Below are 14,360 nucleotides of genomic sequence, written 5' to 3' on the forward strand. Positions count from 1 at the left end.
CAATATGACGATTTATTGCCCGTTGCAACGGTAGGCGGCCTGCCAGGCGGGGAGGATGATCATCAAGCAATCGTCGAATAACCGTCATAACAATAAAAGGTATTCAAGATGAATAGCTCGGCCTCTGTGTCTCCGGCATCTTCAGCTTACGTCGACAGAAAACGGCATCTATGGTTATTTTCTCTGCTGGTGCCCTGTATAGCGCTTATCGGTCCACTCATGTACATGTTTGTGTCGCCCAATCTCTTGTGGTTATGGTTGCCGACACTGTTCAGTTATCTGGTGATTCCCTTACTGGATGCGATCATCGGGGAGGACCAGAGTAACCCGCCGGAGGAAGCTGTTCCGGCACTCGAGGAAGACCGATTTTACCGTTACGTTACCTATGCCCTGGTGCCTGTTCTCTGGGCCAGCTTCCTGGTCAGCGTGATCTTCGTAGGTACGCATGAGCTGCCCTGGCACGGCGTTCTAGCGGTGATACTTGCTGCCGGTGGCACTCTTGGCTATGGCCTTAACCTTGGCCATGAAATGGGCCACAAGAAAACCTCACTCGAGCGCTGGCTGGCCAAGATTACCCTGGCTCTGGGTTTTTATGGCCACTTTTTTGTCGAGCACAACCGTGGGCACCACCGCGATGTAGCGACTCCGGTTGATCCGGCGTCCTCACGCATGGGCGAAAGTATCTACCGCTTTGTTTTCCGGGAAATGCCAGGTGCATTTTTTCGTGCCTGGGATCTTGAGGCCGAACGCCTCGAGCGCTGTGGCAAGTCGGTATGGAGTCTGGAGAATGAGATTATTCAGCCGGCCCTTATAAGTCTCGTGCTCTATGGCACACTGATCGCGTTCCTCGGCGTACAGATGATACCTGTGTTGCTGCTGATTGCATTCTGGGGTGCATTCCAGCTTACCCAGGCTAACTACATCGAACACTACGGGCTTTTGCGCAAGCTGCAGGCCAACGGCCGATATGAGCGCTGCCAGCCGCACCATTCATGGAACAGCAATCATCTGTTTTCCAACTGGGCCCTGTTCCATTTGCAACGCCACTCCGATCATCACGCACATCCGACGCGTCGCTATCAGTCGCTGCGTGATTTTCCCGATCTGCCGCGGCTGCCCAGTGGCTATTTCGGGATGTATGCGATTGCCTATGTGCCGGCGATCTGGTTCAAGGTGATGGACAAGCGCCTGCTTGATGCGGTCGATCGAGATCCGTCACGCATCAATTTCGAACCGGCCAAGCGTGATCGGTTGATGCGCCGCTACCGGCTTGGGGATGCGCAGGAGACAACGACGGGCGCCGGGGTGGCAGCATGAGCCGCTACCTGTGTCCTGAATGTGGATATGTATATGACGAAGCCGCAGGCGATGCCCATATGGGTTTCGCCGCAGGCACCGCCTGGTCCGAGTTGCCGGAAGATTTCGTCTGTCCCGATTGTGCGATCAGTTACAAGGACGACTTCACCCGGAGTGATGAAGGCGCGGTCTAGAGCGGCCATACCCAAAGCAGCATGGGTACGCTGACCGCGACAACGAGTATCGCCAGTGGAAGCCCCAGCGGCCAGTAGTCGCCAAATCGGAAGCCGCCCGGGCCCAGAATCAACGTGTTGTTCTGGTGCCCGATGGGCGTCAGGAAAGCGCAGGAGGCGCCAATAGCGACGGCCATCAGAAAGCTGTCGGGATTGACTTCCAGTTGATGCGCGATACCGATTGCGATCGGGCACATGATCGCCGCCGTGGCGGCATTATTCATGAAGCTCGACAAGATCAGCGTCACCACCAGCATGAGGCTAAGGGCGATGACTGGATTGCCCTGGGCCAGTTGCTCGAGCAGTGAGCGCGCCAACAGATCCGCGGCCCCCGTAGTTGCCATCGCATCTGCCAGTGGCATCAGGGCGCCGAGCAAAACGATGATAGGCCAGTCGACAGCCTCATAGATGCGGCGCATGGGCAGGACGCGTGTGAGCATATAGCCGACGACCCCCAACACGAACGCGATCGCTGTCGGCAGGACCCCGAGAGCTGCGAGCAGCACTGCAGCCAGCATGATGCCCAGGGCGGTATAGGCTTTCTTCCGATCGGGAATCAGGATGGCTCGCTGGGCGAGGGGTATACAGCCCATGTCATTGGCAAAATGGCTGATCGCATCGGGCGTGCCCTGCATCAGGAGCACATCCCCTGCCTGCAAATCAGTCCAGCGCAATCGTCGGATCGAGCGGTGGCCCTGACGGGAAATTGCCAGCAGATTGACCGAGAACCGGGTGCGGATCCTCACATCCGTAGCGCTACGTCCGGTGAGTAACGACGTCGGCTGTACCAGCAGCTCCTGTATGGTGATCTCGTCTGCCTGAGCGTTGCTTTTCTCGTTCTCTTTGTTCTTTTCGTCCTTGCTCGCTTCCCTGATCTCTTGATCGTTCTCGCCCTCGTCCTCAGATACCGATATCTGAGCATCAGTCTTGGATTCTGCCTCGGCTTTAGCCTCTGTCTCGGCGTCGTCGTCCGTGTCCTCCTCGATCGGCTCACTTGGAACATCTTCTTCCAGCTTCAGGCCCAGTCGTGTCAGAGCGGGGCCCAGTGCTTCCGGCTCTGATTCCAGTACCAGGATATCTCCGGCCTGAAGTCGCTGACCGGCGCGCGGCGCGGTGACCCGGAAGTCGTTGTGTACCAGGCCGACGATCTGGGTGTCGGCGTCCAGGCGCTCCTCGACTTCGCCCAGCCGCTGGCCAACGACTTTGGAATCCCTGCCGATGCGCACTTCCGTGATATAGGTGCCGGTATCGAAGCTACCCGCATCCGAACGGGTTCTCTTGGGCACCAGCCAACGCCCGGCGAGGACGGTAAAGAGTATGCCGGCCAGGGCGACGGCGATCCCCACCGGGGCGAAATCGAACATGGCGAAGGGGCCCTGTGCATCTTCGGCCCGGAACCCGGAAACGATCAGGTTTGGCGGCGTACCTATCAAGGTGGTCATGCCACCGAGAATGGTGCCGAAAGCCAGGGGCATGAGCACTTGTCCAGGCTGGATATTCTGCTTGGCGGCAAGCTGAATGGCGATCGGCATCAGCAGTGCCATGGCGCCGACATTGTTCATGAAGGCCGAGAGAAAGGCGCCGAGCAGCATCAAAGCAGCAATGCCCAGGGCCGGTCCGCCGCCGGTAGGGAGAATGCGCTGGGCCAGGGCATCCACCGCGCCAGTTGTCTGCAGGCCGAAACTGAGTATGAGCACCGCGGCCACGGTGATCACCGCGGGATGGCCGAATCCTTCGAATGCCGACTCGGCCGGCACCAGTCCGAGAATCACGCAGGCCAGGAGTGCGGCCAGGGCTACCAGGTCATACCGCCACCGGTCCCAGAGGAAAAGACCAACGGTCACCAACAGTACGACGAAGAACAAAACCTGATCGAGACTCACTATCCAGACTCCTGTAAGCGTGTGTCAGAGCAGCCGGATTTTGAATCGACGACCCTTTATCTTTCCCTGCTCCAGTCGCTGATGGGCGGTGGGGGCGAGATCCCTTTTGACGGCTACCAGTGCCTGGTAGTCGGTGATACTGATCTTGCCGATCGCATCGGCCGGTAGGCCGGCGTCGCCAGTGAGTGCGCCCAGCAGGTCGCCAGGTCTAACCTTGTCCTTGCGCCCACCGGCCACCGCCAGCGTGCGCATAGGTGCAATTAACGGCGTATCCAGACCCGCAGGCAACTGTGCGATCGGGTGCCATTCCAGGGGCTGGCCGCGAGCGGCTTCGATTGCATTGGCCCGCCCGCCTTCAGACGGGGCGACCAGGCTCAACGCCAGGCCGGGTTCCCCAGCACGTCCGCTGCGACCGATGCGGTGAGTATGGACCGCCGGGTCCGGGGAGAGTTCGACATTGATCACCGCAGCGACGCCGGCAATATCGATCCCCCGGGCGGCCACATCGGTAGCCACCAGTACGCTGCAGCTCTGATTGGCGAACAGAGCGAGTACTTCGTCCCGTTCCCGCTGTTCCATGTCGCCGTGCAGCGTCAGTGCACTGATTTTGTGAGCCTGCAAATGTTTGAGAACATCCTGGCACTGCTGGCGGGTATGGCAAAACGCGATACAGGGTTGCAGGCGTTCAGCGGCAAGGAGTCTGACTACCGATTGCAGGCGCTCACCAGGGGTAATTTCGTAGAAGCGCTGGGTAATCGGATTTTCCGGCTCGGTCTCTTCAATGCTGATACGTTGTGGTGACTGCATGAAGCGACCGGCAAGCGCTTCGATTGACGGGGGGTAGGTTGCCGAAAACAATAGGGTCTGCCGTCGCTTGGGTGCCAGCTCAATGATTGCGCTGATCGCATCAAAGAATCCCATGTCGAGCATCCGGTCTGCTTCATCGAGTACCAGGCAGTTGAGGCCTTTGAGCTCCAGAGTGCCGCGGTCCAGGTGATCCTTTATACGTCCGGGTGTCCCAACCACCACGTGGGCTCCCTGTTCGAGGGAGGCGGCTTGGGGACCAAAAGGCGTACCGCCGCAGAGCGTAACGATCTTGATATTGGGCATGCCACTGGCCATAGTGCGTAATGCGGTTGCGGTCTGCGCGGCGAGCTCCCGCGTGGGGCTCAGGACCAGCGCCTGACAGCCAAGAAAGGCCGGGTTCAACGGCACCAGAAGGCCGATGCCAAAGGCTGCGGTCTTGCCGCTACCGGTGCGCGACTGAGCTATGAGGTCGTTGCCGGTGAGGATCACCGGGAGCGCTTGCGCCTGTACCTGCGTCATCTCCTTGAAACCAAGATGCTCAAGGGTTTGCAGGAGTGCGGTGGGCAGAGACAGGCTGGAAAAGGAAGTCGATTGCACTGGCGGCACCTGATGCTTGATGGCCGCTCAGTGTAGCAGAATGGTCTATGGCGTCAGCGCTTGATTCTGGACTTGCGAAACCCTCCGTGGCTAGTGAAAGAGCCGGTATCGCCGAAAATCGAGAAACGCGTTGCACGGAAAAACGCCGTTGCGCGGGAAACATGATAGCTGCGCGCCTTGTTATACGCCCAGATCCAACCGCGGCTGTTACTGCTCATGATAATCACTCCATGATGACCATTGGTTTCGGTGTTCAAGATAGTACGGGCAGGATGTGACAAGGTAACGTCAGAGGGGAAAGGCTTGACTCTTCTTGTGTCTGTTTATTGGCACATCCTGTTCGAGCGCATATTACGTCAATGGCCCGGCGTAAGAAAAGGAAACATTTTGTTTCGCATCCAGATTGTCGATAACTGACGTGAATTAGTCATTTTCGGCAACAGATGTGCGATTTCGTCCATTTTCCTTGGACTGATACAAAGCCTTGTCAGCAGCCTCGATCAATTGGGTGTGATTGAGCATGGCATCATTCAGTTCGGCGACGCCCAGGCTGATGGTGACATGCAGGATCATGTTTTCGTGGGGGATCTTCAGCGCTGCTATGGCTTTGCGCAAGCGCTCGGCAAACTGATAGGCGCCATCTTCGGGGGTGTCGGGAAGGAGCACGGCAAATTCTTCCCCACCGTATCTGCCGGCGAAGTCGGTTTCCCTGGCAAATAGCCGGGTAAGTCGGGCTACCTCGCGTATCACTTCATCACCTAGTTGGTGACCATAGGTATCGTTGAAATTCTTGAAGTGGTCTATGTCAAACATCAACAGACTTGCGGGGTGCTCGTACCGCTGATGGCGGGAAAATTCCTGCTCCAGGCACTGCTCCCAGTAACGACGATTGAGCAGACCGGTGAGTCCGTCACGCAGGGCAAGTTCCTGAAGTTGGTTGTTGGCCGACTCCAGCTGTCGCTTGTTGACCGCGACACTGGTTACGTCGTAAATGATCAGGCATACATGATCGCTGACGCCACTGGTGCTGCGCAGGGGGAGGATAGTGACATTCTGGTACATCTCGTCCGCCAGGCCAGTGATTGGCTGATAGCTCTTGAAATGCACCAGGTTGGGCCGCTGCTCCCAGATTGTGAACGCCCGGGTTCCCAGCATGACGGCAGTTTCCACTTTGCGACTGAACCAGTTACGTTCGATCTCGGGGAATACGTCGAACAGGGTCCGGCCAGCAACCTCATCTGCGCCCAGTCCGGAGTGGTTCTCCATGAAGCTGTTCCAGACATCGATCTGATAATCGCGATCCATGACAACCACGCCGACATCGATGCTCTGGACCACATCCAGAAGCCAGTGAAGTTCAGTGATGTCAAACTGGGCGGGCATGTTCCTGTCCTTTTGATGCGTTCAATTGATCATGAAGTCGAGTTTTTCGCGCAGCCGGGGTACGGAGTCCTCGGTGAACAGCAGTAGCAGGTCGAAATGAATATCCAGGTCTTCCAGTCCGTAGCTGATTTCCACGGCGAGAGTGCGTTTCCAGCGGCGTTGATTGATGCGTACCAGATCCTCAATCGGGCAGTGTTGCCCGAGTACCAATGGATGACTCTGCGACAGACTGATATTAAGCTGTTCCGACAGACCATTGAGACAGGCGCCTATTATGATGCTGGCAAGATCAAGGAGCATTTCCAGTCTTGCAGACTCATCCTCCTGGGTCTCGAGAAGCTTGGCGACGTCGTTGATTTCGGCATCATGGAAAATCAATAGCGCCTCGCCCGCAATACCGCCACCGATATATCCCTGGCATATCGCAGTCAGGCTCTGACCGCGCTGGGCATCAGCCAGCGTCATGTGCAGTTCACCGACTTCCAGAATATTGACGTTTGGAATCGGGAGCTGAATAAATACACCGAGCACCTTGCTCAGCAGGTTGGCGGCCCGCCCCATGGCAATGTTGGTCACTTCACGGAAAGCGTCGCGGAAGGAGACATTGGGCAAGTCGGAGAATTCGGAGGTATGCTCAGCGGCTGCTGGAGTGAGGGGGATCTCGACTCCGAGCGCATTCAAAGCGTCGGCCAGTTGCATGGGGTCAGCCGGCTTCTTGATGAACGCCTTGGCACCAAGTGCCTTGGCTCGCCGAACCGCTTCATCCTGAACGTCGCCGGAGACGACTATAACCTCCGCTTGCAAGCCTTCTTCGCGCAACCGGGCAAGTACTCCGAAGCCATCGAGCTCAGGCATGGTCAGGTCGAGCAAAACGATTTGGCCAGCGCCCTGGCGGATGGCTTCTAGGCCTTCGATTCCGTTGGTCGCCTGGGTTATCCGCAACGGCCAGTTTGATGGCAGTGACCGGATAAGCTGCTTGCGCGCCATGTTCGAATCGTCGCACACCAGCAATGGTATGGTGCTCACATCCACTATCCTTGTTACATTGGGCGATTTAAATGAACTTGTCGCTAATTGGCGCTTGCCTGGAGCAGGCATTTGGCCATACTTTGCGCAAGAATGCCAAAACGCGGAGTTATTGAGAAGCGATTGAGCGGAAAAGTCGAGCCTTTTTTCGCGTGCCTCGAAAAGTGGCATGCCGCCGGGTAATAAGCAAGCCGATTCAGGAGTGAACGGATGAAGGTGGGATTGGAAACCGACCAACAACACAGACGCCTGGTGCTCAAGGCGCTGTTATGGATGACGGTGGCGGCAGGCAGTCTCTTCGCGAGCCTGAATATCGGCCGCGAGCTATGGCTTCTGGCCGCCGGCGAAGCCTTTTTTGTTCTGTTTGCCCTTTCTATATTGCGTATTGTGGATCGCACCGAGCATCTGAAGTGGGTGATGATCGCCTATCTTGTACCGTTTTTTTCCTTGATGGTGCTGGCCATGCTGCTTCCGGGTACGTCCAGCACGGTTTTTGCCTGGATCCAGACCATTCCCATAATCTGCTACCTGTTGCTGGGCCTGCGCGGCGGGTTCTGGATGTCTCTTGTCTTCATCAGTCTGGGGGTGAGCGCGTTCAGTTATCATTTCGGCGCCCAGGAATCGTTACTTACCATGATGATGCTGGCGAACGTGGCGATCAGCAGTATGGCCATTATGCTCTTTTCGCATATTTACGAGCGCAGCCGCATAAAGAATGAAGCGCGGCTCATCGAGCTGGCGAGTACCGATAATCTGACCGGGCTGGCAAACCGTATGAAGCTTGCGGAAGTGCTTGAGCGCGAGCGCAGCCATGCAATGCGCGATAACAAGCCGTTGTCATTGATCATGCTTGATGTGGACTACTTCAAGCGCATCAATGACCAGTTCGGACACGAAGCGGGAGACCGAGCCCTACGCCATCTGGCCTCTGTACTCTCCAGCCGATTGCGGGAAACTGACTTGCTTTGCCGGCTCGGTGGAGAAGAGTTTGCCGTGTTATTGCCTGGCGCCGCGTTGGAGCAGGCAGCTGACCTGGCAAATGACTTGCGTCGGCACCTGAGTAAACGTCCTCTGGAGCTGGGCTCTGGCCAACAGACCATGACATTCAGTGCCGGAGTGGCAACGCTGGGAGAGGATGGTCAGAGTCTTGACCAACTCATGCAAACGGCTGATCGCCGTATGTACGAAGCCAAAGCCGCAGGCCGTGATCAGGTTGTTGCTGCGGGACAGCAGTATCCCCTGAAGGCGCCGGATCCGCTCCTGTCTTGACTCGTCTGTAGTTAATAACGCACATCCGTAAAATAAAATTGAATATGTGTTGAGCTCTTCTACACTCAATATCGGGTCGACGGTCCCGACCGTGAGATTGAGGAGAGTGTTATGCGCATCGGTGTTCCGCGGGAAATCAAGAATCATGAGTACAGGGTGGGGCTCACCCCTACGGCGGTAGCCGAGCTGGTCCGTCATGGGCATGAGGTGCGGGTGGAATATGAGGCAGGGGCCGCCATCGGCTTTGCCGACAGTGATTACCTTGCAGCCGGGGCTCGGATGGCAGGCGTCGAAGAGGTGTTCAGCCAGAGCGAAATGATCGTCAAGGTCAAGGAGCCGCAGGAAGTTGAGCGGGGCCGGCTGGGGCCGCAGCATGTGTTGTTTACCTACCTTCACCTGGCGCCGGACCGCCCCCAGACCAAAGGTCTTCTGGCCTCCGGTGCGTTGTGCATAGCCTATGAAACAGTTACCGATAGCCGCGGTGGTTTGCCCTTGCTGGCGCCCATGTCGGAAGTGGCTGGGCGGATGGCGGTGCAGGCCGGAGCGGGTTGTCTGGAAAAGGCGCGTGGCGGGCGTGGCGTGCTGCTTGGTGGCGTGCCCGGAGTACCCAGGGGGAAAGTGGTGATTCTCGGTGGCGGTGTAGTTGGCAGTAATGCGTTGGCCATGGCGGTTGGTCTGGGAGCGGATGTAACCGTGCTGGACAAGAATCCTGACGTGCTTCGACAGCTGGATGCACGCTATGGCAATCGCATCAACACGCTATATTCCACCGCGGGCACCTTGGAAGAGCAGCTGTTGGGGGCTGACCTGGTCGTCGGTGCTGTCCTGGTGCCGGGCGCTGCTGCGCCCAAATTGATCAGCAAGGACCTGGTGTCACGCATGCAGGCCGGAGCGGTATTGGTGGATGTGGCCATCGATCAGGGGGGCTGCGCTGAAACATCCCGTGCCACCACCCATGCTGATCCTACCTTTATTATTGATGGGGTGGTGCATTACTGCGTTGCCAACATGCCCGGGGCCGTGGCGCGCACAGCGACCCAGGCTCTGAACAATGCCACGCTGCCATTCGTGCTGGCGCTTGCCAACAAGGGAGCGAAACGTGCCCTTGAGGAGGACGCACATCTGCGGCAGGGGCTTAACGTGGCGGCGGGGAAGCTTGCCAATGTCAGCGTAGGCGAGGCTTTGGGTATGCCGGCTCAATCCCCTGACGTCGTTCTGGCATCACTTTCCTGATTGATTGCGGCAGGCATTTGCGTCTGGTTCGTCTTTGAGCTGTAAGGCAAAAGCTCGGCATGTAGTTGCTCAATGCGCTCGTCTTTCGTCTGCCACAAATCATTAACCCATTTCTGGAACCGGTTCCGGAACTGGACATCATTCTGGTAGTCCCCGGCGAACAGTTCAGGGGCGAGCTCGACCTGGCGTATGTCTATCACCACTCGATCCACCCTGCCGCTCAACAGCGCCCAGAATCCAGGGGGCTTGCCCTGCGGGTAGACAATGGTGACGTCGAGCAACGAGCGCATCTGCTCGCCCAGAGCTGCCATGACAAAAGCCACTCCTCCTGACTTGGGTTTCAGCAGATGCCGGTACGGAGAGTTCTGCGCTCGATGCTTGGCTGGTGTCAGGCGCGTTCCCTCAAGATAATTGACGATAGTGACGGGAAGCTTGTTGAACTTGCGGCAGGCGCGCCGGGTAATTTCCAGGTCCTTGCCCTGGTCTTCCGGGAATCTGGCGAGATGAGCCTTGCTGTACCGTTTCATGAATGGGTAGTCCAATGCCCAGAAGGCAAGACCAAGAAACGGGATCCATACCAGCTCACGTTTAAGAAAGAACTTGAAGTAGGGCGTTTTGCGGTTGAAAGCCTGCAGCAGCGCAGGAATATCGACCCACGACTGGTGATTGGAAATGACCAGGTAGGAATGTTGGGGTGCCAGTACACCCTCACAACGAATATCCCATTGGGTGCCAGTCATCCGGTTGATCGTGGCGTTGACGCCCGCGGCCCAGGTTTCCGCGATCCACATCACAATACGGGAGCAGTGCCGTTGGAAACCCCTCAGGGGTATGGCAACCTTGAGCAGTCCTACGACCAGCATTGGTCCGATGCCAATCAGCGTATTGAACAGAATAATCAGACACGTCAACGTGCCGGTTAACCAGTGTGGCATGTAGCTGTTTCCAATCCGTGACGTTTGAAGAATAACGTCTTTTGTCGGCGCTGACAGCCCCGAGGTTTCAAAGGCAGTGTGATATCACCCGTTAAGGCGATTGCCCGTATTCGGGGTTCTCCTTAACGTGTCTGATCAAGAATCTGTAAGCGCAATTGCAGTTGATCTGTACAGGCGTGCCCTGGAGCTCCTATTCCATGTCCCGGCAATTCATTTTTTCACAGGCCATAGACGACGCCTCTGTGCGTGCAGACTCGCGGTCAAGGGTGTTGCCGCTGCTGCTGCGACTCGTGCTTGCGATCACTGCCGGCGTCCTGGTGGGGATTCCCTGGTTGAGCCCGGCGCTATTCTGGACCGCCTGGCTTGGCTGGGTCCCTTTGTTGTTTGCGCTGCGCCATGCCGGCCTTTGGGGCACCCTGATCGTAGGCTGGACCGCAGGCACCGTCTGCTTCGCCATAGCCAGCCACTGGATGCTGAATTTTGTCGGCCATCTCGATGATTATTCTGCTTTGCTGACAGTGCTGCTGAGCCTGGGCTTCTGGGTCTATGCTGGCCTGGCTCTGGGTCTGGGCTGTCTGTTGTTTCGCTGGCTGACCCTGCACCTGCAGGGTTGGGAGCTGTTGAGCTTTCCGTTGAGCCTGGTCAGCGTGATGGCACTCTATCCGCTACTGTTCCAGACCCACTTCGCCGAGGCCCAGGCTGAATTTCTGACCGGGCTGCAGGGGGTCGATCTGTTAGGTGCCAAAGGCCTGGATATGATGATGCTGCTGTGCAGCGTACTCATCTACCGTGTCCTTACAGGGTCCTCGCGTATGCACGCCTGGCGAGCCAACGCACTGGCGGTGTTCGTTTTGCTGTGCTGGTTTGCCTACGGCGCCTTCAGTGTGGCGCATTGGGACGCGCAAATGGAGGATTGGCAGGTTCGCCGTATTGGTCTCGTGCAACCCAACGATGCGGTCTCCTTGAAAGTGCCTGAGCCGCCCAAGGGTTTCAGTCGTGAAAATCCCGAAGAAATGGCTGCAACGCTAAGGCTGGCCCAGGCCGGTGCTCAATTGGTTATCTGGCCCGAAGCGCGTTACAAGGGTTACTTTGACCATTTCAGCGTGCGACAGGCCTATTCCAAAGCGTTGGCTCAGAACGGCGTGGGACTGGTTTTTCATGATGCTGAAAAGCGTTGGAAAGACGGCGAGGAGGTCTTCTACAACACGGTTATGCATATTGACCGACAAGGCAATGAGGTGGGTCAGTACCGTAAGATGCGCAGAATGCCTTTCGGCGAATACCGTCCCGCGTTCTTCAGCCTGCCGGGCCTGGACTGGCTGACGACGCAGCTGTTTGGAGAGTTTCTGCGGCCCCTTGCAGCGGGCTTGGAGCATGCTGAGTTCGCCGTGGATGGCATGCGCCTGGTACCCAAGGTGTGTTACGAAACAGCGTTTCCTGCAGATGTGGCCGATGCTATCGGAAATGATGGGGCGGGCAAGGTGCTGCTGTTCGTTTCACAGGACAACTGGTTTGGCGAGACTACGCAGCCGTTTCAACATCGTGCGATGTCAGTCGTGCGCGGGGTGGAAAATCGGGTGCCGATGATACATTTGATTAATAATGGCCCGTCGATTGTGGCCGCGCCCAATGGTCGGGTTCTGGCTTCGACATCGGCCTTTTCCCGGGCGGAACTGATGGCTGACCTGCGTTTTTCACCCACTGCCGGTGGCAGTTTGTACAGCCGTTATCCGGGTATCGTTGAGTGGCTGATATACGGAGTTCTCGCAGGGCTATGCATCGCCGCAATTCTGTCTGGTCGCCGCCGCTCAGGGATCGAGGTGGAGCGTTAAACGAAAAGTCCTGCGGTGTGGCCTGATGACCAGGCCCACTGGAAGTTGAAGCCACCCAGGTGGCCGGTGACATCCAGTACCTCACCAATGAAGTAAAGGCCGGGCTGCTGTTTGGCCTCCAGGGTTTTTGAGCTGATGCCGCTCGTATCCACACCGCCCAGAGTCACTTCCGCCGTGCGGTAGCCTTCGGTCCCGGACGGCTTGAGGGTCCAGCCGTTGAGCTGTTGGCCGATCTGCTCAAGCTGGCGGTCGCCCATTTCCGCTAATGGCAGGTCCTGTGATTGTGGCCACCAGAGGGTTTGCAGCTCCGCTATCAGGGATTTGGGTAGTTTTTGTCCAAGCAGAGTACGCAAGCGGCTTTTAGCCTGTTGCTGCTTGGCCAGAATCAGCCACTGATCCGCAGCCACGCCTGGCATAAGGTCTATCAGTAGCGGGTCGCCAGGGAACCAGTAGTTGGAGATCTGTAACATGGCGGGGCCGCTCATGCCGCGATGGGTAAACAGCATGTTTTCGGTAAAGCTTCTCCCGTTGCATGTTGCCGTGACCTCTACTGCCAGGCCGCTGAGACGCTCACACATCAACTTAGTGGTGTCACTGAACATGAACGGCACCAGCCCCGCACGCCGCTCCGTCACAGGGAGGCCAAACTGCCTGGCTATTTCGTAGCCGACACCGCTGCCGCCGAGAGTTGGAACCGAAAGGGCTCCGGTTGCCACCACCAGTGAAGTGCATGTCAGCTTTCTTTGTATGCCGGCCTGGTCCAGGGTCAGGCTGTAACGCGATGGCCCGGCTTGCAGCGCCTCAACATGGCCAAGGGTGCAGTGGGTCTGTATTTCGACCCCGGCCCGGTCGCATTCCTTGAGCAGCATATTGACAATATCCTTGGCTGAATCCAGACAGAACAGCTGACTGTGGCTGCGCTCTTCGTAGGCAATGCCATGCTGCTCTACCAGGGCAATAAAGTCCCACTGGGTGTAGCGGCTAAGGGCGGATTTGCAGAAATGGGGGTTGGCGGAGAGGAAGTTATCGGCCTCGACGAAATGGTTGGTAAAGTTGCAGCGTCCGCCACCGGACATGAGAATCTTCTTGCCGACCTTGTTGGCTTTTTCCAGTACCAGTACTCGACGTCCCCGCTGGGCCGCAGTGAATGCGCATAGCAACCCCGAAGCGCCTGCTCCTAGAACGATGACATCATATGGTTGAGCAGGGGGGCGAGCTGATTGTGACACGTGATATCCATCGACAATGGCGTTTTAGTATAACCCCTAATGCTCAGGGGTTCAGGGCCTCTCAGGGGCTTTCGATGCTTTTACCCGCACGCGATTGTTTGCGTCCCGGCTCTCGCGTATCAACTGATCGCTGCCTGAGGCATTAGCCGACTTTGCCATACGGTCGTATAGCACCACGTTAACGGTCGCCGCGAGGTTCATGCAGCCGAAGGTCGGAACGTAGACGACCGCATAGGCACGGTCAATCAGGGCCTGCTCGAGGCTGCCATCCTCAGGACCAAATACATACAGCGCTTTATCAGGGTGGTCGAAATCAGGCAGGGCAGTGGCGCCCTCAACCAGCTCTACGCAGACTACTTTCACTTCTGCAGACAAACCGCTGAGCATATCCTTTACAGGTAGTAGCGGAATGCGTGATGCGACTCCCTTGGTATCGGTATTAAAGCGTGCCGCGCGATCATAACGCTGGCCAGTATAACGAACGGTGTCGGCGCCGTAGCAGCCAGCAGCGCGCATGACAGCGCCGACATTGGTTGGGCTCTTGGGGTTGACCAGGCCGATGCATATTGAGAGATTCATAGGGTCGGATTCGTGGGACATCGGCAGCCGTTGGTCGGGGAGTAAAATGCGCTCGACG

Annotated in this window: 13 protein-coding genes; 5 read left to right on the top strand and 8 right to left on the bottom strand. The window is 57.3% G+C overall.

What is annotated here, in order from left to right; translation table 11 throughout:
- Positions 1 to 225: 225 nt before the first annotated feature.
- Positions 226 to 1,317 (top strand): alkane 1-monooxygenase, encoded by a 1,092-nt coding sequence (locus tag FZF01_RS09550; RefSeq protein WP_223825477.1) that lies wholly within the window; start codon positions 226 to 228, stop codon positions 1,315 to 1,317.
- Positions 1,314 to 1,490 carry a rubredoxin gene (locus FZF01_RS09555; protein ID WP_150277942.1) on the top strand — a complete coding sequence of 59 codons (177 nt, stop codon included), beginning with the start codon at positions 1,314 to 1,316 and terminating at the stop codon, positions 1,488 to 1,490. The genes FZF01_RS09550 and FZF01_RS09555 overlap by 4 nt, the downstream gene beginning before the upstream one ends.
- On the opposite strand, the gene FZF01_RS09560 is transcribed toward FZF01_RS09555, so the two are convergent.
- The 5 genes from FZF01_RS09560 to FZF01_RS09580 form a co-directional block, all read right to left on the bottom strand.
- On the bottom strand, positions 1,487 to 3,412 hold the full coding sequence (locus FZF01_RS09560; RefSeq protein ID WP_150277944.1) for an SLC13 family permease: 1,926 nt from the start codon (positions 3,410 to 3,412) through the stop codon (positions 1,487 to 1,489). The genes FZF01_RS09555 and FZF01_RS09560 overlap by 4 nt on opposite strands.
- Positions 3,413 to 3,436: 24 nt before the next feature.
- Positions 3,437 to 4,816, bottom strand: coding sequence for an ATP-dependent RNA helicase DbpA (dbpA, locus tag FZF01_RS09565; protein WP_150277946.1), 1,380 nt, complete (start codon positions 4,814 to 4,816; stop codon positions 3,437 to 3,439).
- Between the two features lie 53 nt (positions 4,817 to 4,869).
- Positions 4,870 to 5,034, bottom strand: a complete 165-nt coding sequence (locus FZF01_RS09570) for a hypothetical protein (RefSeq protein ID WP_188434461.1) — start codon at positions 5,032 to 5,034, stop codon at positions 4,870 to 4,872.
- 205 nt (positions 5,035 to 5,239) lie between these two features.
- Positions 5,240 to 6,199 (bottom strand): GGDEF domain-containing protein, encoded by a 960-nt coding sequence (locus tag FZF01_RS09575; protein WP_150277949.1) that lies wholly within the window; start codon positions 6,197 to 6,199, stop codon positions 5,240 to 5,242.
- A 21-nt stretch (positions 6,200 to 6,220) separates the two neighbouring features.
- Positions 6,221 to 7,225: a response regulator gene (locus FZF01_RS09580; RefSeq protein ID WP_150277951.1), complete on the bottom strand. Its 1,005-nt coding sequence runs from the start codon at positions 7,223 to 7,225 to the stop codon at positions 6,221 to 6,223.
- A 210-nt stretch (positions 7,226 to 7,435) separates the two neighbouring features.
- Between FZF01_RS09580 and FZF01_RS09585 the strand changes: the two genes are divergently transcribed.
- Both FZF01_RS09585 and ald read left to right on the top strand, forming a co-directional pair.
- Positions 7,436 to 8,494 (top strand): GGDEF domain-containing protein, encoded by a 1,059-nt coding sequence (locus FZF01_RS09585; RefSeq protein WP_150277952.1) that lies wholly within the window; start codon positions 7,436 to 7,438, stop codon positions 8,492 to 8,494.
- Positions 8,495 to 8,605: 111 nt separating this feature from the next.
- Positions 8,606 to 9,727, top strand: coding sequence for an alanine dehydrogenase (ald, locus tag FZF01_RS09590; RefSeq protein ID WP_150277953.1), 1,122 nt, complete (start codon positions 8,606 to 8,608; stop codon positions 9,725 to 9,727).
- Here ald and FZF01_RS09595 read toward each other — a convergent pair.
- Entirely contained in the window at positions 9,691 to 10,662 is a 972-nt protein-coding gene (locus tag FZF01_RS09595) for an acyltransferase (RefSeq protein WP_150277955.1), read from the bottom strand. The two genes, ald and FZF01_RS09595, sit on opposite strands and share 37 nt — an antisense overlap.
- Before the next feature lie 197 nt (positions 10,663 to 10,859).
- Between FZF01_RS09595 and lnt the strand changes: the two genes are divergently transcribed.
- Positions 10,860 to 12,494 carry an apolipoprotein N-acyltransferase gene (lnt, locus tag FZF01_RS09600; protein WP_150277956.1) on the top strand — a complete coding sequence of 545 codons (1,635 nt, stop codon included), beginning with the start codon at positions 10,860 to 10,862 and terminating at the stop codon, positions 12,492 to 12,494.
- Here the strand turns inward: lnt and FZF01_RS09605 are convergent.
- Both FZF01_RS09605 and FZF01_RS09610 read right to left on the bottom strand, forming a co-directional pair.
- A complete protein-coding gene (locus FZF01_RS09605) occupies positions 12,491 to 13,723 on the bottom strand; it encodes a BaiN/RdsA family NAD(P)/FAD-dependent oxidoreductase (RefSeq protein ID WP_150277957.1) in 1,233 nt (410 codons plus the stop codon). The two genes, lnt and FZF01_RS09605, sit on opposite strands and share 4 nt — an antisense overlap.
- Positions 13,724 to 13,774: 51 nt before the next feature.
- Positions 13,775 to 14,302, bottom strand: coding sequence for an RNA methyltransferase (locus FZF01_RS09610; RefSeq protein ID WP_150277958.1), 528 nt, complete (start codon positions 14,300 to 14,302; stop codon positions 13,775 to 13,777).
- Positions 14,303 to 14,360: the final 58 nt, after the last annotated feature.

Source organism: Halopseudomonas salina (assembly GCF_008641105.1).

Bases quoted from the DNA above. Each gene is read 5' to 3' on its own strand.
- FZF01_RS09550 (WP_223825477.1), top strand. From the start codon at position 226: ATGTTTGTGTCGCCCAATCTCTTGTGGTTATGGTTGCCGACACTGTTC.
- FZF01_RS09595 (WP_150277955.1), bottom strand. From the start codon at position 10,662: ATGCCACACTGGTTAACCGGCACGTTGACGTGTCTGATTATTCTGTTC.
- FZF01_RS09585 (WP_150277952.1), top strand. From the start codon at position 7,436: ATGAAGGTGGGATTGGAAACCGACCAACAACACAGACGCCTGGTGCTC.
- FZF01_RS09575 (WP_150277949.1), bottom strand. From the start codon at position 6,199: ATGCCCGCCCAGTTTGACATCACTGAACTTCACTGGCTTCTGGATGTG.
- ald (WP_150277953.1), top strand. From the start codon at position 8,606: ATGCGCATCGGTGTTCCGCGGGAAATCAAGAATCATGAGTACAGGGTG.
- FZF01_RS09570 (WP_188434461.1), bottom strand. From the start codon at position 5,034: ATGAGCAGTAACAGCCGCGGTTGGATCTGGGCGTATAACAAGGCGCGC.
- FZF01_RS09610 (WP_150277958.1), bottom strand. From the start codon at position 14,302: ATGAATCTCTCAATATGCATCGGCCTGGTCAACCCCAAGAGCCCAACC.
- lnt (WP_150277956.1), top strand. From the start codon at position 10,860: ATGTCCCGGCAATTCATTTTTTCACAGGCCATAGACGACGCCTCTGTG.
- FZF01_RS09555 (WP_150277942.1), top strand. From the start codon at position 1,314: ATGAGCCGCTACCTGTGTCCTGAATGTGGATATGTATATGACGAAGCC.